The organism is Microbacterium sp. NPDC090003 (assembly GCF_044748385.1).
Lineage (GTDB): Bacteria > Actinomycetota > Actinomycetes > Actinomycetales > Microbacteriaceae > Microbacterium.
In genome coordinates, this window is sequence record NZ_JBIVFW010000001.1 from 119,712 (window position 1) to 140,417 (window position 20,706).

Below are 20,706 nucleotides of genomic sequence, written 5' to 3' on the forward strand. Positions count from 1 at the left end.
GATGAGCGAGAGATGACCGAGTCCGAGAAGGGCGAGTTCCTCATCGTCACAGGTATGTCCGGCGCAGGCCGGACGACGGTGGCGAACGCCCTCGAAGACCTCGGCTGGTATGTGGTCGACAACCTCCCGCCGCAGATCCTCCGACCGCTGATCGACCTCACCGACATGGGTGGGGATGCCCTGCCCAAGGTCGCAGCCGTCGTGGACGTACGCGGACGCAGCCTCTTCGACGACTTCCCGGAGGTCGCGCGTCTGCTCCGCTCGCGCGGCTCCGTACGGGTGCTTTTCCTCGAAGCGTCCGACGACGTGCTCGTCCGGCGATTCGAAGCCGTCCGCCGACCGCACCCGCTCCAGGACGACGGCACGCTCCTCGACGGCATCCGGCGCGAACGCGCCCGACTTGCGCCGATCCACGAGTCCGCCGACATGGTGATCGATACCTCGACGCTGAACATCCACCAGCTGGCGACACAGGTCTCCGAGTTGTTCTCCGAAGAGGGGCAGGCGCGCCATCGCGTGACGCTGCTCAGCTTCGGGTTCAAGTACGGTCTGCCGACCGATGTCGATCTCGTGGCCGACATGCGATTCCTGCCGAACCCGTTCTGGAACGAGGAGTTGCGCGGTCTCACCGGGCAGGACGAACCCGTGCGCGAGTACGTGTTGTCCCGTGAGGGGGCGGGCGAGTTCCTCGAGGCCTACGCCGCGGCCCTCACTCCGGTGCTCGAGGGGTATCAGCGCGAGAACAAGAGCCACTCCACCGTCGCGATCGGCTGCACCGGAGGCAAGCACCGCTCCGTCGCCATGTCGGAGGAGCTCGCTCGGCGTCTCGCAGCGATCCCCGGAGTGGCCGTCAACGTCCGTCATCGCGACCTCGGGCGCGAGTAGGGGAGCGCCCAGCCGGTAAGCTGGACGTTTGCGTCGCGACCCGGCGCGTGAACGTAGAAGGAGTCCCGTGGCACTCACCACCGACGTCAAGGCCGAGCTGGTCAGCATCCGAAATGCACCCCCGACGGTGCGAGTCGCGGAGGTGACCGCCATCCTGCGGTTCGCCGGTGGCTTGCACTCGATCGCCGGCCGGGTGGCCGTCGAAGCGGAAGTGGATGCCGAGACCCTCGCGCGTCGCGTGGCCCGGGATCTCGCCGAGATCTACGGTGTTCGTCCCGAGATCGCCCAGGTGCAGTCCAGCACCGCCAATGAAGGTGCGCGATGGGCCGTGCGCGTCATCGACTCGGGGGAGACCCTCGCCCGACAGACCGGTCTCCTGGATCAGCGTCGTCGTCCGGTACGCGGACTCCCGAACCGGCTGACCACCGGTTCGCGCTCCGAGCTCGCCGGTCTCTGGCGCGGTGCGTTCCTCGCCGCCGGCTCGCTCAGCGAACCCGGTCGCTCCGCCATGCTCGAAGTCGTCTGCCCGTCGTCGGAGGCCGCGATGGCGCTCGTCGGTGCCGCACACCGCCTGGGGGTCGCCGCGAAGGCGCGTGAAGTCCGCGGCATGCCGCGCGTGGTCGTGCGCGAGGGCGAGGCGATCCGCGCCATCCTCAGCGAGATGGGTGCCCACCGCACCGCCGTGGCCTGGGAGGAACTGCGCCAGCGCCGCGAGGTGCGCGCCGGCGTCAACCGACTCGTCAACTTCGACGACGCGAACCTGCGTCGTTCGGCGCAGGCAGCTGTCGCCGCCTGCGCACGCGTCGAGCGCGCGCTCCAGATCCTCGCCGACGAGGTTCCCGACCACCTGCGCGTGGCGGGGGAGCTGCGTCTCGCGCACCGCGACGCGAGTCTCGACGAACTCGGACACCACGCCGATCCGCCGCTCACGAAGGATGCCGTCGCCGGTCGCATCCGTCGTCTCCTGGCGATGGCCGACAAGAAAGCGCAGCACGACGGCATCCCCGGGACCGAGGCGGCGGTGCCCGCGGGGCTGGACGTCTGATCGCCACCCTTCGCGCAGAGGAGAGCCGGCCCTGTCAAGGGTCGGCTCTCTTCGTCATTCAACGGAAGGATCCGGTGCCGTGGGGCGTTGGCGTCAGTAGGATGAGTTACGTCCGCTCCTCGCCGCATCTCGGCGGCGCGGAGGATCGGCAAGCGCCGCGGCGCGGCGCGGATTGGATGAAAGCGATATGGCGACCTACACGCTCCCCGACCTCCCCTACGACTTCGCAGCTCTCGAGCCGCACATCAGCGGAAAGATCATGGAGCTGCACCATGACAAGCACCACCAGGCGTATGTGACCGGTGCGAACACCGCTCTCGAGCAGCTCGCGGAGGCCCGCGACAGCGGAAATCTCGCGAACGTCAACAAGCTCGAGAAGGACCTCGCGTTCAACCTCGGTGGACACGTCAACCACTCGATCTTCTGGACCAACCTCTCGCCGAACGGCGGCGGCCAGCCCGAGGGCGAGCTGAAGGCGGCCATCGACGAGTACTTCGGTTCCTTCGAGAAGTTCCAGGCGCACTTCACGGCGGCGGCCACCGGAATCCAGGGTTCCGGATGGGCCGTGCTGAGCTGGGACCCGATCGGCGCCCGCCTGATCATCCAGCAGATGTTCGACCAGCAGGCGAACACCGCGCAGGGCACTGTGCCGCTGTTCCAGCTCGACATGTGGGAGCACGCCTTCTACCTCGACTACCTCAACGTGAAGGCCGACTACGTCAAGGCTGCGTGGAACATCGCCAACTGGGAGAACGTCGCCCAGCGCTTCGAGGTGGCCCGCGAGAAGACCGCTGGCCTGCTGGTACTGTCGTAAACAAGACGGGCGTCCCGACGGACGATTCGCCCGTCGGGACGCCGTTGTCCACGCTTCTCTAGTAGAAACCGCGCGCAAGCGCACGAGAAATCAGGAGACCTGAGTGTCTGTCAAGATCGGTATCAACGGCTTCGGCCGTATCGGACGCAACTACTTCCGCGCGGCTCTCGCGCAGGGAGCAGACATCGAAATCGTCGCGGTCAACGACCTCACCGACAACAAGACCCTGGCGCACCTGCTGAAGTACGACTCGATCACCGGTCGCCTCGACGCCGAGGTGAGCTACGACGAGAACAGCATCACCGTCAACGGCAACGTCATCAAGGCATTCGCCGAGCGCGACCCCGCCAACCTCCCGTGGGGCGAGCTGGGTGTCGACATCGTCATCGAGTCGACCGGCTTCTTCACGAAGGCGGAGCTGGCCAAGAAGCACATCGACGCCGGTGCCAAGAAGGTTCTCATCTCGGCTCCCGCCACGGGTGACGACGCGACCATCGTGATGGGCGTGAACGAGGACACCTACAACCCGGCGACCGACCACATCATCTCGAACGCCTCCTGCACCACGAACTGCCTCGCGCCGCTCGCCAAGGTGTTCAACGATGCGTTCGGCATCGAGACCGGCCTGATGACGACGGTCCACGCCTACACGGCCGACCAGAACCTGCAGGACGGCCCGCACAGCGACCTGCGTCGTGCTCGGGCCGCAGCGATCAACATCGTCCCGACCTCCACGGGTGCGGCGAAGGCCATCGGCCTGGTCCTCCCGGAGCTCAAGGGCAAGCTCGACGGCTTCGCGCTGCGCGTGCCGGTGCCCACCGGCTCGATCACCGACCTCACGATCACGACCAAGACCCCGGTCACGGTCGATGAGATCAAGGCCGCGTACAAGGCTGCCGCCGAGGGCCCCCTCAAGGGCATCCTCAAGTACACCGAGGACGAGATCGTCTCGAGCGACATCGTCACCGACCCGCACTCGTCGATCTTCGACGCCGGTCTGCTCCGCGTCATCGGCAACCAGGTCAAGCTCTCCAGCTGGTACGACAACGAGTGGGGCTACTCCAACCGTCTCGTCGACCTGACCGAGTACGTGGCAGAGCGTCTCTGAGCACCCCCTCATGACTCTGCGCACCCTGGACTCACTGGGTTCGCTCGAGGGCAAGCGTGTCATCGTCCGTTGTGACCTGAACGTCCCCCTGCGGGACGGGGTCATAACGGACGATGGTCGTGTACGCGCCTCGTTGCCGACCCTCAACGCACTCATCAACGCGGGCGCCCGCGTCGTCGTGTGCTCGCACCTCGGACGCCCCGACGGCGCGCCCGACCCCCAGTACAGCCTCGAGCCGGTCGCCCAGCGCCTGTCCGAGCTGCTCGGCAAGCCCGTCGCGTTCGCGCGCGACACGGTCGGCGAGTCGGCGAAGGATGCCGTGGAGTCGCTCGGGAACGGCGACGTCGTCGTGATCGAGAACCTGCGCTTCAACCCGGGGGAGACCTCGAAGGACGACGCGACCCGTGCGGCATTCGCGGCCGAGCTGGCGGAGCTGGGCGACGTCCTCGTCTCAGACGGCTTCGGTGTTGTGCACCGCAAGCAGGCGAGCGTCTACGACCTCGCCGAGATCCTGCCCTCGGCAGCCGGTCTGCTGATCGCGGCCGAGCTCGACGTCCTCGATCGCCTCACCGAGAACCCCGAGCGCCCGTACGCGGTCGTGCTCGGCGGCTCGAAGGTCAGCGACAAGCTGGGCGTCATCTCCCACCTGCTGCCGCGCGTCGATCGGATCCTCGTCGGCGGCGGCATGCTGTTCACCTTCCTGAAGGCTCAGGGGCACGACGTGGCTTCGAGCCTCCTGGAAGAGGATCAGCTCGACACCGTGCGGGGGTACATCGCCGAGGCCGAGAAGCGCGGGGTGGAACTCGTGCTGCCGACCGACGTGGTCGTCGCCGCCTCGTTCTCCGCCGATGCGGCGCACGAGGTCACCGCGGCCGATGCGATCGAGTCGACGGCGTTCGGCTCGTCGGGTATCGGTCTCGACATCGGCCCCGAGACGGCTGCGCGATTCGCCGAGGTCATCCGGGGATCGAAGACGGTGTTCTGGAACGGTCCGATGGGCGTGTTCGAGTTCCCCGCCTTCGCGAACGGCACGAAGACCGTCGCGCAGGCGTTGACCGAGGTCGACGGACTCAGCGTGGTCGGCGGAGGAGACTCCGCCGCCGCCGTTCGTCAGCTGGGATTCGCCGATGACCGCTTCGGCCACATCTCGACCGGCGGCGGCGCCAGCCTCGAGTTCCTCGAGGGAAAGAAACTACCCGGCCTGGAGGTGCTCGGATGGGCCTGAACGCCCGTACCCCGCTGATCGCGGGAAACTGGAAGATGAACCTCGACCACCTGCAGGCGGTCGCGTTCGTGCAGAAGCTGCACTGGACGCTGAAGGATGCCAAGCACGAGGACGGCTCCGTGGAGGTCGCGGTGTTCCCGCCCTTCACCGACATCCGCAGCGTGCAGACGCTGATCGACGCCGACAAGATCCCGTTCGCCCTGGGTGCGCAGGACGTCTCGGCGCACGACTCGGGTGCGTACACCGGGGAGATCTCCGGTGCGTTCCTCGCCAAGCTGGATGCGAAGTACGTCATCCTCGGGCACTCGGAGCGTCGCGAATACCACGCCGAGTCCGACGAGGTCGTCGCCGCCAAGGTGCAGGCGACGATCAAGCACGGTCTCGTGCCGGTGATCTGCGTCGGCGAAACCGCGGAGGATCTCGAGAAGTTCGGGGCCAGCGCGGTCCCGGCCGGTCAGCTCGAGGTCGCGTTGCAGAACGTGCCGGCATCCGCCGACATCGTCGTGGCATACGAGCCCGTCTGGGCCATCGGTTCGGGACAGGCGGCGACACCGCAGCAGGCGCAGGATGTCTGTGCCGCGCTGCGCGGTGTCGTCGCGAAGGTCCTCGGCGAGGATGCGGCCGCCCGCACCCGCATCCTCTACGGCGGTTCGGTGAAGTCCGCGAACATCGCGAGCTTCATGCGCGAGCCCGACGTCGATGGTGCACTGGTGGGCGGCGCGAGCCTCGTCGTGGACGAGTTCGCTGCGATCATCCGCTTCGAGAAGCACGTCGGCGTGTGAGTGCAGCGGGGCTTCGGCCCCGCTGCACCGTATACTTGACCGTTACGGGGGCACTCCTGCCCCAGCGAAAGGCTCTTCCTCGTGGCAATTCTCGAGTTCGTCCTGCAGGTCGTGCTGGGCATCACCAGCGTTCTGCTGACCCTTCTCATCCTTCTTCACAAGGGTCGCGGTGGCGGCCTCTCCGACATGTTCGGTGGAGGAATGTCGTCGGCGGTCGGTTCGTCCGGTCTCGCCGAGCGCAACCTGAACCGCTTCACCGTCGTTCTGGCACTGGCCTGGTTCGTGGCGATCGTCGCGCTGGGACTCATCACGAAGTTCGAGGTGATCTGATGGCTACCGGTGGCAACGCCATCCGCGGTACCCGTGTCGGCTCCGGCCCCATGGGGGAGCAGGACCACGGTTACCACGCCGACCGCATCGCGGTCTCGTACTGGGACGGTCTCGGCAACGAGACGGTCCGCTACTTCGCGGCCGGCCTGCCTGAAGAGGAGATCCCCGACACGATCGATCACCCGCAGTCCGGTCTTCCGGCCGGTCGCGATCGGGAGAACCCGCCTGCGCTGGCGAAGACCGAGCCGTACAAGACGCACCTCGCCTACGTGAAGGAGCGGCGCACCGATGAGGAGGCCGTCCAGCTCCTCGACGATGCGCTCACCCAGTTGCGCGAGCGTCGCGGGCAGTAGTCCCGCAGACAGACATCACGAAGCCCTCGCGATCGAATCGCGGGGGCTTCGTCGTGTCCCGGCCCGGACCGGAGCGTCAGCGGCAACCGGCGGCCGCGGCGATGTAGCTCTCCGGCGGGTAGCCGTAGGCCCAGACGCCGTTCGCATCATCGGAGAAGCCCATACTGATCGCCCACGCGGTCGCCCACTTCTCGATGCTGTCCTGGGTGGAGGAGTCGTACATGTCTTCGCACTTCACGCTGATCGCGTGGCCGACCTCATGGGCGACGAGCGCCTTGCTCCGGTCGGCGGGCCACTGCTCGGCGACGGAGTTCGACAGCAGGATCACGGATCGGTCGGGCTCGTCCCACCACCAGGTCGTGTAGCCGCCCATGCTTCCGTTGTCGCCCGCCCCGTTGACGATCGGGGCCCAGTCGAACTCGAGCAGGACGCCCGGGGCGAGCGAACGGGCGAACGCCTCGATCTCCAGCCGGGCGCCGAGCAGCGGGCCGGCCTTCTCCGCCATCTCCGCATCCTGAGAGACGACGACCTGGGCGGCGGATGCCTGGAGGGCGGTGAAGCGAGCCACGGCGTCCTCGTCGAGCACCGTGAGGGGAGCGACGTCTTCCGCGGCCGTGCGCATGGCGATGATGTCGAGGTTCTTGGCCGAGAGGTGCGCTGTCTCGAATGCGGGAACCGCGGCGGCGGCACCGGTCACGATCGTGCTGGCGGCGTCGATCACCACGGCGTCGGCCTGCTCGACCACGGGGAGCTGCGTGTCGAGGTCAGCTCGGAGCGCGTCGGCGTCGTCGGCCTGCGTATCGAGACGATCGGCGGCGCCGAACAGTTCCCAGAACCAGCCCGGCTTCTCACCGGGTCGCGGCGGATCCTGGGCCGTCAACTCCTGTGCGCTCGCGGCCGCCTCCTTCGCGTCGGCGACCGCCGTGGTGAGATCGTCGAGCGGGATGCCGTCCATCAGCAGTCCGGTGTCGGCGGCGAGCAGGTGATCGGCGGAGCTGGTGGTCGCGGTGAGCGTCTCGACACCCGTGTCGAGCGCCGTGCGGGCGGAGACCGTGTCGGTGCGAATCTCCTGGTAGGCATCGGCCGCATCATCGAACCGGAGGTTGGCGCCGATGTGCACGGCCGTGAACGCTCCGACCACGAGCACCGCTCCGAGGAGCCCGAAGACGAGGCCCTTCGGCGCGGAGCGACGGCGGGGGACGACCGCCCTCGTTCCGCCGGAGAACCGGGGCGGCAGATGGTGGTGGCCGCTCAGGGGGACGAGCCCGTTCGGCGGTCGATTCCCGTCGCTCACCGCATCCCCCTCGTCGTGGCACCACGTGGATATGCCCTCGAGTCTAGGAGATGCCTCGGACGACGAAGGCCCTCGTCTCGTGACGAGGGCCTTCGTGATGTGGAGGGGCTGACGGGAATCGAACCCGCATCATTAGTTTGGAAGACTAAGGCTTTACCACTAAGCTACAGCCCCGGAAAACGAGCCCGGAAGCTCGGTTGCCGACTCATCGACTATACCGGACTCTGAGGCATGCTCCTGTCCGTTAGACTCGGTGGGGCTGAATCTGCGTGCGGATTCCCCGGGGCGTAGCTCAGTTTGGTAGAGCGCCCGCTTTGGGAGCGGGAGGTCGCAGGTTCAACTCCTGTCGCCCCGACACGGCCCCCAAGGCTCACGGCCGCGGTGCACCGCGGAAATCACAAGGAGACACACAAGCATGGCGAACAGCACCGTCGAGAAGCTGACCCCGACCCGGGTCAAGCTCACCATCACGGTCACCCCGGACGACCTCAAGCCGAGCATCGCTCACGCCTACGAGCACATCGCTCAGGACGTCCAGATCCCCGGCTTCCGCAAGGGCAAGGTCCCTGCTCCCATCATCGACCAGCGCGTCGGCCGCGGTGCCGTCATCGAGCACGCGGTCAACGAGGGCCTCGACAAGTTCTTCCGCGAGGCGAGCGCCGAGCACAAGCTGCGCATCGTCGGTCGTCCGTCGGCCGACATCACCCAGTGGCCGAGCGAGAAGGATTTCTCCGGCGACCTGCTCGTCGACGTCGAGGTCGACGTGCGCCCCGAGATCGAGCTCCCGTCCTACGAGGGCATCACCCTGACGGTCGACGCGGTCGAGGCGGATGACGCCGCCCTCGACGCCGAGCTCGAGAACATGCGCGCTCGCTTCGGCACGCTGGTCCCCGTGGACCGTCCCGCAGCGAAGGGCGACTTCGTCGAGCTCGACCTGGTCGCGACCATCGATGGCGCCGAGATCGACCGCGCCGAGGGCGTGTCCTACGAGGTCGGCTCGGGCGAACTGCTCGAGGGCATCGACGACGCGATCGAATCGCTCACCGCCGGTGAGGACACCACCTTCCGTTCGGCCCTCGTGGGCGGCGACCACGCCGGTTCCGAGGCAGAGGTCGCCGTGACCGTCAAGGCCGTCAAGGAGCGCGAGCTCCCCGAAGCCGACGACGACTTCGCGCAGATCGCGAGCGAGTTCGACACGATCGCCGAGCTGCGTGCCAGCCTCGCCGAGCGCGTGTCGCAGCAGGGCGTCTTCACGCAGGGCTCTGCCGCGCGCGACAAGCTCGTCGAGACGCTGCTCGAGCAGATCGAGATCCCGGTTCCGCCGCAGCTCATCGAGGACGAGGTGCACAACCACCTCGAGGGCGAGAACCGCCTCGAGGACGACGTCCACCGCGCCGAGGTCACCGAGGCGAGCGAGAAGCAGTTCCGCACCCAGGTGCTGCTCGACACGATCGCCGAGCAGGCCGACGTGCAGGTCTCGCAGGAGGAGCTCAGCCAGTACCTCGTGCAGTCCGCTGCGCAGTACGGCATGGCGCCGCAGGAGTTCGTCGAGGCTCTGCAGTCGTCGAACCAGCTCCCCGCCCTCGTCGGAGAGGTCGCGCGCAACAAGGCGCTGGCCGTCGCCCTGGGCAAGGTCAAGGTCGTCGACACCAACGGCAAGCCGGTCGATCTGTCCGATTTCATCGTGACCGACGACGAGGCCGAGGCAGCGGAGGCCGAGGAGGCTCCCGCCGAGAAGAAGGCTCCCGCCAAGAAGGCTCCGGCGAAGAAGGCTCCCGCCAAGAAGGCGGCGGACGCCGACGCCGACGAGAAGCCGGCTGCGAAGAAGCCCGCCGCCAAGAAGGCTCCGGCCAAGAAGGCGGCCGACAAGGCCGAGTGATCTCACGATCACGACGAAAGGGGCGGATGCTGCGGCATCCGCCCCTTTCTCATCAGCGAAGGAGTATCCGATGGATGACTGGGACGCGCGGATCGGCGCCGTGTGGGCGGACGACGCTCTGGCCGATACGGAGCGCATCGTGCGCATCGACGCCCTCGCGGCGGAGCGGGGCGACGACGATGCCCGCGCGCTGTTCGAGCGGGCCGGGGCTCGAGACTCGGCCGGTATCGAGGTGGAGGCCGAGGGGCTCTACCGTCGTGCTCTCGACGAAGGGCTCGACGAGGAGCATCGGCCGCAGGCCGTGATCCAACTGGCGAGCACTCTGCGGAACCTCGGCCGCACCGACGAGGCGCTGGAGATGCTCCGAGTCGAGCGGGAGCGCGGCGGCGCTTTCGGCGACGCGGCGTCGGCCTTCTACGCCCTCGCACTGGTGTCGAGCGGCGATCCCGTGCGCGGCGCCGCGATCGCGCTGGAGGCGCTCGCACCGCACCTGCCGCGGTACACGCGCTCGGTCACCGGATACGCCCGAGAACTGGTCGATCCGCCACGCTGATATGCCGACGGCGAACAACGGCCTGGGGGCCGCGCGGTCGCCGGTAGATTCGAAGCACGAACACGGAAACAGGAGCTGAAATGGCTGCAGAACCCCTTGTCGCGACGAGCGTCTTCGACAGGCTGCTGAAGGATCGCATCATCTGGCTGGGCTCAGAGGTGCGTGACCAGAACGCCAACGAGATCTGCGCGAAGATCCTTCTTCTCGCCGCAGAGGACTCGGAAAAGGACATCTACCTCTACATCAACTCGCCCGGTGGTTCGATCACCGCGGGAATGGCGATCTACGACACGATGCAGTTCGTGCCGAACGACATCGTCACCGTCGGCATCGGAATGGCCGCTTCGATGGGACAGCTGCTGCTCACCAGCGGCACCAAGGGCAAGCGCTACATCACCCCGAACGCGCGTGTGCTGCTGCACCAGCCGCACGGCGGCTTCGGTGGAACGTCGAGCGACATCCAGACCCAGGCGCAGCTCATCCTCTCGATGAAGAAGCGTCTCGCCGAGATCACCGCCGGCCAGACGGGCAAGTCCGTCGAGCAGATCAACGCCGATGGCGACCGCGACCGCTGGTTCACGGCCGAGGAGGCGCTCGAGTACGGCTTCGTCGACCACATCCGCGAGCACGCCAGCGACGTCACCGGTGGCGGCGGCACGGCCGACGACGCCGCGTAATCCGGATTCGAAAGGACACCATGTACACGCCCACTTTCCAATCCGCAGGCAACCTGCCCTCCAGCCGTTACGTGCTCCCGCAGTTCGAGGAGCGCACGGCCTACGGCTTCAAGCGCCAGGACCCGTACAACAAGCTGTTCGAGGATCGTGTGATCTTCCTCGGCGTGCAGGTCGACGACGCCTCCGCCGATGATGTGATGGCCCAGCTCCTCGTGCTCGAGAGCCAGGACTCCGAGCGCGACATCACGATGTACATCAACTCGCCCGGTGGCTCGTTCACCGCGATGACGGCGATCTACGACACGATGCAGTACGTCGCGCCGCAGATCCAGACCGTCGTCCTGGGCCAGGCGGCTTCCGCGGCATCCGTGCTGCTCGCCGCCGGCGCGCCGGGCAAGCGTCTCGCGCTGCCGAACGCTCGCGTTCTGATCCACCAGCCCGCCATGGGCGAGGCCGGCCAGGGGCAGGCATCCGACATCGAGATCCAGGCGGCGGAGATCCTCCGCATGCGCACCTGGCTCGAAGAGACCATGGCGAAGCACACCGGCAAGCCGGTCGAGCAGATCAACCGCGACATCGATCGCGACAACATCCTCTCGGCCGAGCAGGCTCGCGAGTACGGGATCGTCGATCAGGTACTCACCTCGCGCAAGCGCGCCTGAGTCGCTCTCTTCGAAGGGGCGCCGGTCATCTGACCGGCACCCCTTCGTCGTGCCCGGCAGATGTGCGAACGGATGTCGATCGTTGCTCATATGAGCATCAGCGTGCACCAACGCGGGAAGCGTCGTACGCTGGACGACGGAAGGAGGATGCCGTGGAAGACGAACTGCTCATGGTCCGGGTCGCCGAGTTGTACTACGACGAGGACAAGACGCAAGACGAGATCGGCGGACTCCTCAAGATCTCGCGCTGGAAGGTCGGCCGTCTGCTGACCCAGGCGCGTGAGCGCGGCATCGTCCGCATCGAGATCATCCACCCGCGCGCCCGCCGCCTCGGTCTGGAGCGCGAGCTGGTCGAGCGCTTCGGATTGAGCGACGCGGTCGTGGTGCCCGCCCCCGACGGCGACGACGGCACGCTGGAACGCGTCGCCCAGGCCGCGGCGGACTTCCTCACCGCGCTCCGTCCCGTGCCCCGCACGCTCGGGGTGAGCTGGGGGCGCACACTCCGCGCGGTGGCCGAGGCCCTTCCCGACGGGTGGGCGAACGGCGTCACCGTCGTCCAGCTCAACGGGGGAGTGAGCCTGAACCGCCGCTCGGGCGGTGCCGCAGGGCTCGCCGTGACGATCGCGCAACGCGCGAACGGGCAGGTGTCATTGTTGCCCAGCCCGGCGATCCTCGAGCGCGTCGAGACCAAGCAGGCGATCGAATCCGATCGCACCGTCGCCGGCATCCTCGAGGAGGCCGCCGACGCGCAGGCCTTCCTGTTCACGGCCGGTCCGTGCGACGCCTCGTCGGCGCATGTCGAGAACGGCTACCTCAGTGCCGAGGATGTCGATGAGCTCGCCCGACGTGGCGCCGTCGGAGACGTGCTCGGCCGCTACGTCGACGCCGAGGGCAACATCGTCGACGCGCAGCTCGATGCCCGCACGGTCGGCGTGAGCCTCGACCGCCTCCGCGGTGCGAAGAAGGCGATTTTCGTCACTGCCGGCACAGCGAAGCATGACATCGCCCGCACCGTGGTCACCAGCGGACTGTGCGGGGTACTGGTGACAGATGAGACCACAGCACGAGCATTGTTGGAGGAACGATGACGACCAATGAACTTACCCGCAGAACGGCGGTGGACGTGCTCGGCGGAGATCCCGACGACGCGACGCTCCGCCGCTTCCTGCACGGCCTCCCCGGCGTCGACGCCGTCGGCCTCGAGCAGCGCGCCGCGGGCCTGGGCACGCGATCGATCAAGACGACGTCGAAGGCCTGGGCTCTCGACACCATCATCACGCTGATCGACCTCACCACGCTCGAGGGGGCCGACACTCCCGGCAAGGTGCGGTCGCTGGTCGCCAAGGCCAAGAACCCGGATGCGTCGGACCCCACGAGTCCGAAGGTCGCCGCCGTGTGCGTGTACGGCGACATGGTCGGTGACGCGGTGGCCGCACTCGGTGCGATGCACGGCGATCCCGACGAGGGGCTGATCTCGGTCGCCGCCGTCGCGACGGCGTTCCCTAGCGGCCGTTCGTCGCTCGAGATCAAGCTCGCCGACACGGCCGAGGCCGTCGCGGCCGGAGCCGACGAGATCGACATGGTCATCGACCGCGGCGCGTTCCTCTCCGGGCGCTACGGGCTCGTGTTCGACCAGATCGCTCGCGTCAAGGAAGCCTGCCGCCGTGAGGACGGCAGTTACGCCTCGCTCAAGGTGATCCTCGAGACGGGTGAGCTGAACACCTACGACAACATCAAGCGGGCGTCGTGGCTCGGCATCCTCGCCGGAGGAGACTTCATCAAGACGTCGACCGGAAAGGTGCAGCCCGCGGCGACTCTGCCGACGACGCTCCTCATGCTCGAGACCGTGCGCGACTGGCACCGCGCGACCGGCGAGAAGATCGGGGTGAAACCGGCCGGCGGCATCCGTTCGTCCAAGGACGCGATCAAGTATCTCGTCACCGTCGCCGAGACCGTGGGCGAGGAGTGGCTCCAGCCGCACCTGTTCCGCTTCGGCGCCTCGAGCCTGCTCAACGACGTGCTCCTGCAGCGTCAGAAGCTCACCACCGGCCACTACTCCGGCCCCGACTACGTCACGATCGACTGACTGGGATACGCAAAATGTCATTTCTGGAATACGCCCCCGCGCCGGAATCCACGGCGCTGCTGAACCTCAAGGACAGCTACGGCCTCTTCATCGACGGCGAGTTCGTCGATGGGTCCGGCGACGGCTTCACCACCATCTCGCCCGCGACCGAGCAGCGCATCGCCGAGATCGCGACCGCGAGCGACGACGACGTCGACCGTGCCGTCGCCGCTGCGCGCCGTGCCTACGAGAAGACGTGGTCGCGGATGAGCGGTCGCGACCGCGGCAAGTACCTCTTCCGAATCGCCCGCCTCGTGCAGGAGCGCGCCCGTGAGCTCGCCGTGGCCGAGAGCCTCGACAACGGCAAGCCGATCAAGGAGAGCCGCGACGTCGACGTGCCTCTGGTCGCCGCCTGGTTCTTCTACTACGCCGGGTGGGCCGACAAGCTCGATCACGCCGGACTCGGTGCGAACCCGCGTGCGCTCGGCGTGGCCGGACAGGTCATCCCGTGGAACTTCCCGCTGCTGATGCTCGCGTGGAAGCTCGCCCCTGCGCTTGCAGCCGGCAACACGGTCGTGCTGAAGCCCGCCGAGACGACGCCGCTCACCGCGCTGATCTTCGCGGAGATCCTGCAGCAGGCGGATCTGCCCGCCGGTGTCGTCAACATCATCACGGGAGCAGGGTCCACGGGCGCGGCTCTCGTGCGTCACCCCGACGTCGACAAGGTCGCCTTCACCGGTTCGACCGGCGTCGGCCGCGACATCGCGAAGGCTGTGGCCGGCACGAACAAGAAGCTCACGCTCGAGCTCGGCGGCAAGGCCGCGAACATCGTGTTCGACGATGCGCCGATCGACCAGGCGGTCGAGGGGATCGTCAACGGCATCTTCTTCAACCAGGGGCACGTGTGCTGCGCCGGGAGCCGGCTGCTCGTGCAGGAGTCGATCCACGACGAGGTCATCGATCGGCTCAAGACGCGCCTGTCGACGCTGCGTCTGGGGGACCCGCTCGACAAGAACACCGACATCGGCGCCATCAACTCCGCAGCCCAGCTGGCACGCATCCGAGAGCTCAGCGACATCGGCGAGGCGGAGGGCGCTGAGCGTTGGACCGCGGACTGCGCGATCCCCGAGAAGGGCTTCTGGTTCGCCCCGACGATCTTCACCGGCGTCGAGGCCTCGCACCGCATCGCCCGTGACGAGGTGTTCGGACCGGTGCTCTCGGTGCTGACCTTCCGCACGCCGGCCGAGGCCATCGCCAAGGCCAACAACACCCCCTACGGCCTCTCCGCGGGCATCTGGTCGGACAAGGGGTCGCGCATCCTCGCCGTCGCCGACCGTTTGCGCGCGGGCGTGGTGTGGGCGAACACCTTCAACCGTTTCGACCCGTCGAGCCCGTTCGGCGGATACAAGGAGTCCGGTTACGGCCGCGAGGGCGGCCGCCAGGGTCTCACCGCCTACCTGAAGGGATCGGCAGCATGAGCAAGCGACTGACCGTGCCGAAGACGTACAAGCTCGCGATCGGCGGAGCGTTCCCGCGCAGCGAGTCGGGCCGGACCTATGAGGTCGTCTCGCCCAAGGGCGCCTTCCTCGCGAACGCGGCGCAGGGTTCGCGCAAGGATGCCAGGGATGCCGTCGTCGCGGCGCGCTCGGCGGTGAAGGGCTGGTCGGGCGCCACCGCGTACAACCGCGGCCAGGTGCTTTACCGCGTCGCCGAGGTGCTCGAGGGTCGCCGCGCGCAGTTCATCGACGAGATCGTCGCTCAGGAGGGGGCGTCGGCATCGGCCGCGGCCTCGCAGGTCGACGAAGCGATCGACCTCTGGGTCTGGTACGCGGGATGGTGCGACAAGTACGCGCAGGTCGCCGGCAATGCGAACCCCGTGGCGGGTCCGTACTTCAACATCACGGTTCCCGAGCCCACCGGCGTCGTCGCGATCGTCGCGCCGCAGGACTCGGCTCTGATCGGTCTCGTCTCGGTCGTGGCACCCGCGCTCGTCGCGGGCAACACGGTCGTCGTGATCGCGAGTGAGCGGCATCCGCTGTCGGCCATCAGCCTCGCCGAGGTGCTCGCGACCAGCGACGTGCCCGGGGGCGTGGTCAACGTGCTGACCGGATCGCCGGCCGAGATCGCACCGTGGCTCGCCTCGCATCAGGACGTGAACGCGCTCGATCTCGCCGGTGCCGGTGCGCTCGAGTGGGTCGATCTTCAGATCGCCGCGGCCGACACGCTCAAGCGTGTGATCGCACCGGGTGAGGTCGTCGCCTCTCCCGAGCGCATCGCGGCGTTCACCGAGGTCAAGACGGTGTGGCACACCAAGAGCATGATCTGATCCGATGGCTCATCGAAGGGCCGGTTCGCAGGATGCTGCGGGCCGGCCCTTCGTCGTGTCGATCGCTCCGAACCGAGGCTCTCTGACACGGACCCGCGCCAATGCGTCCCGGTGTCCGATGCAGAGGTTAGGCTCGGATGACGATCTCTGGATCCCCCATAGGAGGACGCGCATGGCCCGTATCGGTGAAAGCGCTGACCTGTTCAAGTGCTCGTTCTGCGGAAAGAGCCAGAAGCAGGTGCAGCAGCTCATCGCTGGCCCCGGTGTGTACATCTGCGACGAGTGCGTCGAGCTGTGCAACGAGATCATCGAGGAGCGGATGGCGGAGTCCTCCGCCGAGGGCGTGACGGACTTCGATCTGCCCAAGCCCCGCGAGATCTTCTCGTTCCTCGAGGAGTACGTCGTCGGCCAGGAGCCCGCCAAGAAGGCGCTCGCGGTCGCCGTGTACAACCACTACAAGCGCACGCGCGCGCACAGCACCCTGCAGCCTGCCGAGCAGAAGGCCGACGAGGTCGAGATCGCGAAGAGCAACATCATGCTCATCGGACCGACCGGTTGCGGCAAGACATATCTCGCGCAGACCCTCGCCAAACGACTCAACGTGCCGTTCGCCGTCGCGGACGCGACCGCGCTCACCGAGGCAGGTTACGTCGGTGAGGACGTCGAGAACATCCTGCTCAAGCTGATCCAGGCCGCCGATTACGACGTCAAGCGCGCCGAGCAGGGCATCATCTACATCGACGAGATCGACAAGGTCGCTCGCAAGGCCGAGAACCCGTCCATCACCCGCGACGTCTCGGGCGAGGGCGTGCAGCAGGCGCTGCTCAAGATCCTCGAGGGCACGGTCGCCTCGGTACCGCCGCAGGGCGGGCGTAAGCATCCGCATCAGGAGTTCCTGCAGATCGACACCACCAACGTGCTGTTCATCGTGGCGGGGGCGTTCGCGGGCCTCGAAGACATCGTCTCGGCGCGCGTCGGCAAGCACGGCATCGGCTTCGGCGCCCCGCTCCATGACAAGGGCAAGGAACTCGACCTCTTCAGCGAGGTGCTGCCTGACGACCTGCACAAGTTCGGCCTGATCCCCGAGTTCATCGGGCGCCTGCCCGTGATCGCCTCCGTGTCTCCGCTCGACCAGGACGCACTGATCGACATCCTCACCGGCCCGCGCAACGCGCTCGTCAAGCAGTACCAGCGCATGTTCGAGCTCGACGGCGTGCAGCTCGAGTTCGAAGACGACGCGCTCCGCTCGATCGCCGACCTCGCCGTCGAGCGCAAGACCGGCGCCCGAGGCCTGCGCGCGATCCTCGAAGACGTGCTGGGGCCGATCATGTTCGAGATCCCCTCGGCCGAAGATGTTGCCAAGGTGATCGTGACCCGCGCCGCCGTCGACGAAGGTGCGCCTCCCACGATCGTGATGGAGCGCAAGCGCAAGAGCGCGTGACCTCGGAGTTCGTCACGCGACCGGCGGGATGACATCTGTGCGCGGATGCCTGCACCGAGGCGCCGGTGGTGGTGATCAGCGGATCGGTCGACGCCGTGGCGACGGGGAAACCGAGTTCCAGATCGAACCCGCGGGCACGAGCGTCCCGTGGTGGAAGCACGCGGCGATCGCGCCGTAGCCGGTGCCGACGCCGTCGCGCAGATCTGCGATGGCGAAATCGCAAGAGGTCCCTCCGCCCGTAAGTGGAGGGACCTCTCACGATGACGGCGGAGCGTCAGTCCTCGAACGGGCGCGCGATGATCTCACCCGTCGCGGACTGCAGAACCTCCCAGCCGGCGTCGAGTTCGGCGATCGCGCGCCCCTCGAGCCAGGTGAGGGTCCAATGACCGCTGAGGCCGCGGGATTCGACCTCGGCGATCGCGGGACGCAGAGCGGCGGGAACCGATGCGGGAGCCTCGGATCCGCTCGCCCAGCGCGTGCCCAGCTGCATCAGGAGGCCTCGGTCGGTGCGAGCTCGATAGCGGTGACGGCGAAAGCATCCGCCTCCACGAACTCCAGCTCGGCGATCCGGCCCACGGCCCGCAGGTCGTCGGCGGCGGCTTCGAGAGCGACGAGCTTCGCGGCGGGTGCGGCGATCACCGCCCGTGACACCGGAGTCTTCTGCGAGGCCTTGGCCTCGGTCTTCGCGCGGCGGATACCGATCAGCGCCTCACTCGCCGCCGACAGCACGGCGGTGTCGCCCTCGATGCCGAGTGCCTCCGGCCAGGCGGCGGTGTGCACCGAGCCCTCCTCGAACCACGACCACGCCTCTTCGGTCGCGAACGACAGCACGGGGGCGAGCAGGCGCAGCAGTGTCGACAGCGCGAGGCGCAGCGCCAGGGCAGCGGATGCCTGACCCACATCGTTCTGGTTGTAGGCGCGCTCCTTCACCAGCTCGAGGTAGTCATCGCAGAACGTCCAGAAGAACGCTTCGGTGATCTCGAGCGCGCGGGCCTGGTCGTAGTTCTCGAACGCGGCGGTGGCCTCGGCGATCACTCCGTCGAGCGCGCTGAGCATCGAGGCGTCGAGGGCGTGCGTGACCTGGGCGCCCTCGGGAACCGGGAACGACAGCACGAACTTCGCCGCGTTCAGCACCTTGATCGCGAGACGACGGCCGATCTTCACCTGCGTCGGGCTCTGGGGATCGAAGGCGGCATCGGCGCCGAGGCGGCTCGACGCGGCCCAGTAGCGGACGGCATCCGAGCCGTGCGTCTCGAGGATGTCGGCGGGAGTGACCACATTGCCCTTGGACTTCGACATCTTCTTGCGGTCGGGGTCGACGATGAAACCGCTGATGGCGGCGTTGCGCCACGGCGAGCGGCCGTCTTCGAGGACGGATCGCAGCATGGTCGAGAAGAGCCAGGTGCGGATGATGTCCTGACCCTGCGGGCGCAGATCGAACGGGGCCGTGAGGTTCCACAGCTCCTCGTCGCGCTGCCAGCCTCCGGCGAGCTGCGGGGTGAGCGAGGAGGTCGCCCAGGTGTCGAAGATGTCGGCCTCGGCGTCGAAGCCGCCCGCGACGCCGCGCTGGTCCTCGGTGTATCCGTCGGGCACGTCGGTTGTTGGGTCGATCGGAAGCGACGCGGCATCCGGCACGATCACGCGGTCGTAGTCGCGTTCGCCGTTCTCGTCGAGTCCGTACCAGAGCGGGATCGGCACGCCGAAGAAGCGCTGACGCGACACGAGCCAGTCGCCGGTGAGCCCGCCGACCCAGTTCTCGTACCGCACGCGCATGAAGTCCGGGTACCAGTTCAGTTCGGTGCCGTGCGAGAGCAGCTGCTCGCGCAGGTCGCCGTCGCGGGCACCGTTGCGGATGTACCACTGGCGCGTCGACACGATCTCGAGCGGGCGGTCGCCCTTCTCGAAGAACTTCACCGCGTGACTGAACGGCTTGCCGACCGCGGTCATGTCGCCGGTCTCCTGCAGCTTCTCGACGATCGCCTTGCGGGCGCTGAACACCGTCTTGCCCGCGACCTCTTCGGCGTACCAGGCGCGTGCGTCGGCGTCGGCGACGGTCGTCGGCGCATCCGGCAGGAAGCGGCCGTCCAGACCGATGGTCGTCATGTTCGGCAGCGACTCACCGGCGGCGGTGCGCAGTTCGCGCCACCAGATGATGTCGGTCACGTCGCCGAAGGTGCAGACCATCGCCGCTCCGGTGCCCTTGTCGGGCTGGGCGAGGTGGTGACCGTGGATCTCGATCTCGGCGCCGAAGAAGGGCGTGCGCACCTTCGTGCCGATCAGATGCTTGTGCGGCCCCTCGGGGTGCGTCACGAGCGCGATGCACGCGGGGAGCAGTTCCGGGCGGGTGGTGTCGATCGCGATCGACCCCGAGCCGTCCGCGAAGGGGAACTCGATCGTGTGATAGGCGGCCTGCTGCTCGCGGTCCTCGAGCTCGGCCTGCGCGATCGCGGATCGGAAGTCGATGTCCCAGAGCGTCGGGGCGAGGGCCTGGTATGCCTCGCCGCGCTCGATGTTGCGCAGGAAGGCGAGCTGGCTCTGGCGGATCGTGTCGTCGGAGATCGTGCGATACGTCTGCGTCCAGTCCACGCTCAGGCCGAGCTGACGGAACAGCGCCTCGAACTGCTTCTCGTCCTCGAGGGTGAGGCGTTCGCACAGCTCGATGAAGTTGCGGCGGCTGATCGGCAGCTGGTCGGCGGCGCGGCTGGACTTGTTGTCGCCGCCCTCGAACGGGGGAGTGAAGTCAGGGGTGTAGGGCAGCGACGGGTCGCAGCGCACTCCGTAGTAGTTCTGCACGCGGCGCTCGGTCGGGAGGCCGTTGTCATCCCAGCCCATCGGGTAGAACACGGTCTTGCCGCGCATGCGCTCGAAGCGTGCCTTCACGTCTGTGTGGGTGTAGGAGAACACGTGACCGATGTGCAGGCTGCCGGATGCCGTCGGCGGCGGGGTGTCGATCGAGTACACGCCTTCGCGACCGGACTGCGCGGCGCGCAGGCGATCGAAGAGGTAGGTGCCCTGCTCCGCCCAGGCGGTGTCCCACTTCGCTTCGAGACCTTCGAGTGCGGGCTTGTCGGGAATCTGGTTCTGCACGATTTCGGAAGCAGGCATGACGGGTCTCCTCGAGCGATGTATGCGGCACTGTGTGAGCGTGCCTGAGTGTGGGTGTGCCCACCAGTCTAGCGAGGGCGCGGAGGAGCGGATGCCGTCGCAGATCGACCCAGTCCAAGAATCGGTCCTAGACTGATATCACCCCCGTTTTCGTTCTGAGGA

20 protein-coding genes and 2 tRNA genes are annotated in these 20,706 nt (G+C 67.6%); 18 read left to right on the forward strand and 4 right to left on the reverse strand.

Annotated features, from left to right (window positions below):
• Positions 1–12: 12 nt before the first annotated feature.
• From rapZ to ACIPVN_RS00595, 8 genes are all read left to right on the forward strand, one after another.
• Complete coding sequence (gene rapZ / locus ACIPVN_RS00560; RefSeq protein WP_400438159.1) at positions 13–885, forward strand: RNase adapter RapZ; 873 nt, start codon at positions 13–15, stop codon at positions 883–885.
• Between the two features lie 67 nt (positions 886–952).
• A complete protein-coding gene (gene whiA, locus ACIPVN_RS00565) occupies positions 953–1,930 on the forward strand; it encodes a DNA-binding protein WhiA (protein ID WP_247622127.1) in 978 nt (325 codons plus the stop codon).
• Between the two features lie 187 nt (positions 1,931–2,117).
• On the forward strand, positions 2,118–2,744 hold the full coding sequence (locus ACIPVN_RS00570) for a superoxide dismutase (protein WP_400438162.1): 627 nt from the start codon (positions 2,118–2,120) through the stop codon (positions 2,742–2,744).
• 103 nt (positions 2,745–2,847) lie between these two features.
• Positions 2,848–3,852 carry a type I glyceraldehyde-3-phosphate dehydrogenase gene (gene gap / locus ACIPVN_RS00575; RefSeq protein ID WP_247622129.1) on the forward strand — a complete coding sequence of 335 codons (1,005 nt, stop codon included), beginning with the start codon at positions 2,848–2,850 and terminating at the stop codon, positions 3,850–3,852.
• A 10-nt stretch (positions 3,853–3,862) separates the two neighbouring features.
• Positions 3,863–5,077, forward strand: a complete 1,215-nt coding sequence (locus ACIPVN_RS00580; RefSeq protein WP_400438165.1) for a phosphoglycerate kinase — start codon at positions 3,863–3,865, stop codon at positions 5,075–5,077.
• Complete coding sequence (gene tpiA, locus ACIPVN_RS00585) at positions 5,068–5,859, forward strand: triose-phosphate isomerase (protein ID WP_400438167.1); 792 nt, start codon at positions 5,068–5,070, stop codon at positions 5,857–5,859. The genes ACIPVN_RS00580 and tpiA overlap by 10 nt, the downstream gene beginning before the upstream one ends.
• 81 nt (positions 5,860–5,940) lie before the next feature.
• Positions 5,941–6,189, forward strand: coding sequence for a preprotein translocase subunit SecG (secG, locus tag ACIPVN_RS00590; protein WP_247622132.1), 249 nt, complete (start codon positions 5,941–5,943; stop codon positions 6,187–6,189).
• Positions 6,189–6,542 (forward strand): RNA polymerase-binding protein RbpA, encoded by a 354-nt coding sequence (locus tag ACIPVN_RS00595; RefSeq protein ID WP_247622133.1) that lies wholly within the window; start codon positions 6,189–6,191, stop codon positions 6,540–6,542. Before secG ends, ACIPVN_RS00595 begins: the two co-directional genes overlap by 1 nt.
• 76 nt (positions 6,543–6,618) lie before the next feature.
• On the opposite strand, the gene ACIPVN_RS00600 is transcribed toward ACIPVN_RS00595, so the two are convergent.
• Positions 6,619–7,836 (reverse strand): hypothetical protein, encoded by a 1,218-nt coding sequence (locus ACIPVN_RS00600; RefSeq protein ID WP_400438169.1) that lies wholly within the window; start codon positions 7,834–7,836, stop codon positions 6,619–6,621.
• Positions 7,837–7,936: 100 nt separating this feature from the next.
• Positions 7,937–8,010, reverse strand: a tRNA-Gly gene (locus ACIPVN_RS00605).
• A 107-nt stretch (positions 8,011–8,117) separates the two neighbouring features.
• Here ACIPVN_RS00605 and ACIPVN_RS00610 point away from each other — a divergent pair.
• The 10 genes from ACIPVN_RS00610 (at position 8,118) to clpX (ending at position 17,439) form a co-directional block, all read left to right on the forward strand.
• Positions 8,118–8,191 (forward strand) — tRNA-Pro (locus ACIPVN_RS00610).
• 60 nt (positions 8,192–8,251) lie between these two features.
• Positions 8,252–9,715, forward strand: coding sequence for a trigger factor (tig, locus tag ACIPVN_RS00615; protein ID WP_247622135.1), 1,464 nt, complete (start codon positions 8,252–8,254; stop codon positions 9,713–9,715).
• A 70-nt stretch (positions 9,716–9,785) separates the two neighbouring features.
• Positions 9,786–10,268, forward strand: coding sequence for a tetratricopeptide repeat protein (locus ACIPVN_RS00620; RefSeq protein WP_400438172.1), 483 nt, complete (start codon positions 9,786–9,788; stop codon positions 10,266–10,268).
• Positions 10,269–10,348: 80 nt separating this feature from the next.
• The gene (locus ACIPVN_RS00625; protein WP_247622137.1) at positions 10,349–10,945 is read left to right on the forward strand and encodes an ATP-dependent Clp protease proteolytic subunit; all 597 of its coding nucleotides are present in this window, start codon (positions 10,349–10,351) and stop codon (positions 10,943–10,945) included.
• A 20-nt stretch (positions 10,946–10,965) separates the two neighbouring features.
• Entirely contained in the window at positions 10,966–11,607 is a 642-nt protein-coding gene (locus ACIPVN_RS00630; protein ID WP_247622138.1) for an ATP-dependent Clp protease proteolytic subunit, read from the forward strand.
• A gap of 152 nt (positions 11,608–11,759) precedes the next feature.
• Positions 11,760–12,695: a sugar-binding transcriptional regulator gene (locus tag ACIPVN_RS00635; RefSeq protein ID WP_400438175.1), complete on the forward strand. Its 936-nt coding sequence runs from the start codon at positions 11,760–11,762 to the stop codon at positions 12,693–12,695.
• A complete protein-coding gene (gene deoC, locus ACIPVN_RS00640; RefSeq protein ID WP_400438177.1) occupies positions 12,692–13,693 on the forward strand; it encodes a deoxyribose-phosphate aldolase in 1,002 nt (333 codons plus the stop codon). The genes ACIPVN_RS00635 and deoC overlap by 4 nt, the downstream gene beginning before the upstream one ends.
• A 14-nt stretch (positions 13,694–13,707) precedes the next feature.
• Positions 13,708–15,150, forward strand: a complete 1,443-nt coding sequence (locus tag ACIPVN_RS00645; protein WP_400438179.1) for an aldehyde dehydrogenase family protein — start codon at positions 13,708–13,710, stop codon at positions 15,148–15,150.
• On the forward strand, positions 15,147–15,998 hold the full coding sequence (locus ACIPVN_RS00650) for an aldehyde dehydrogenase family protein (protein ID WP_400438181.1): 852 nt from the start codon (positions 15,147–15,149) through the stop codon (positions 15,996–15,998). Before ACIPVN_RS00645 ends, ACIPVN_RS00650 begins: the two co-directional genes overlap by 4 nt.
• A 172-nt stretch (positions 15,999–16,170) precedes the next feature.
• Positions 16,171–17,439, forward strand: coding sequence for an ATP-dependent Clp protease ATP-binding subunit ClpX (gene clpX / locus ACIPVN_RS00655; protein ID WP_400438183.1), 1,269 nt, complete (start codon positions 16,171–16,173; stop codon positions 17,437–17,439).
• A gap of 274 nt (positions 17,440–17,713) precedes the next feature.
• On the opposite strand, the gene ACIPVN_RS00660 is transcribed toward clpX, so the two are convergent.
• Positions 17,714–17,929 carry a hypothetical protein gene (locus ACIPVN_RS00660; RefSeq protein ID WP_400438185.1) on the reverse strand — a complete coding sequence of 72 codons (216 nt, stop codon included), beginning with the start codon at positions 17,927–17,929 and terminating at the stop codon, positions 17,714–17,716.
• Positions 17,929–20,544, reverse strand: a complete 2,616-nt coding sequence (valS, locus tag ACIPVN_RS00665) for a valine--tRNA ligase (protein ID WP_400438187.1) — start codon at positions 20,542–20,544, stop codon at positions 17,929–17,931. Before valS ends, ACIPVN_RS00660 begins: the two co-directional genes overlap by 1 nt.
• Between the last annotated feature and the right edge of the window lie 162 nt (positions 20,545–20,706).

Excerpts from the sequence above, each read along its gene's own strand:
- ACIPVN_RS00630 (WP_247622138.1), top strand. The coding sequence starts at position 10,966 with ATGTACACGCCCACTTTCCAATCCGCAGGCAACCTGCCCTCCAGCCGT.
- valS (WP_400438187.1), bottom strand. The coding sequence starts at position 20,544 with ATGCCTGCTTCCGAAATCGTGCAGAACCAGATTCCCGACAAGCCCGCA.
- tpiA (WP_400438167.1), top strand. The coding sequence starts at position 5,068 with ATGGGCCTGAACGCCCGTACCCCGCTGATCGCGGGAAACTGGAAGATG.
- ACIPVN_RS00595 (WP_247622133.1), top strand. The coding sequence starts at position 6,189 with ATGGCTACCGGTGGCAACGCCATCCGCGGTACCCGTGTCGGCTCCGGC.
- ACIPVN_RS00625 (WP_247622137.1), top strand. The coding sequence starts at position 10,349 with ATGGCTGCAGAACCCCTTGTCGCGACGAGCGTCTTCGACAGGCTGCTG.
- ACIPVN_RS00645 (WP_400438179.1), top strand. The coding sequence starts at position 13,708 with ATGTCATTTCTGGAATACGCCCCCGCGCCGGAATCCACGGCGCTGCTG.
- clpX (WP_400438183.1), top strand. The coding sequence starts at position 16,171 with ATGGCCCGTATCGGTGAAAGCGCTGACCTGTTCAAGTGCTCGTTCTGC.
- ACIPVN_RS00570 (WP_400438162.1), top strand. The coding sequence starts at position 2,118 with ATGGCGACCTACACGCTCCCCGACCTCCCCTACGACTTCGCAGCTCTC.
- rapZ (WP_400438159.1), top strand. The coding sequence starts at position 13 with ATGACCGAGTCCGAGAAGGGCGAGTTCCTCATCGTCACAGGTATGTCC.
- tig (WP_247622135.1), top strand. The coding sequence starts at position 8,252 with ATGGCGAACAGCACCGTCGAGAAGCTGACCCCGACCCGGGTCAAGCTC.
- ACIPVN_RS00580 (WP_400438165.1), top strand. The coding sequence starts at position 3,863 with ATGACTCTGCGCACCCTGGACTCACTGGGTTCGCTCGAGGGCAAGCGT.
- ACIPVN_RS00660 (WP_400438185.1), bottom strand. The coding sequence starts at position 17,929 with ATGCAGCTGGGCACGCGCTGGGCGAGCGGATCCGAGGCTCCCGCATCG.
- ACIPVN_RS00650 (WP_400438181.1), top strand. The coding sequence starts at position 15,147 with ATGAGCAAGCGACTGACCGTGCCGAAGACGTACAAGCTCGCGATCGGC.
- deoC (WP_400438177.1), top strand. The coding sequence starts at position 12,692 with ATGACGACCAATGAACTTACCCGCAGAACGGCGGTGGACGTGCTCGGC.
- ACIPVN_RS00620 (WP_400438172.1), top strand. The coding sequence starts at position 9,786 with ATGGATGACTGGGACGCGCGGATCGGCGCCGTGTGGGCGGACGACGCT.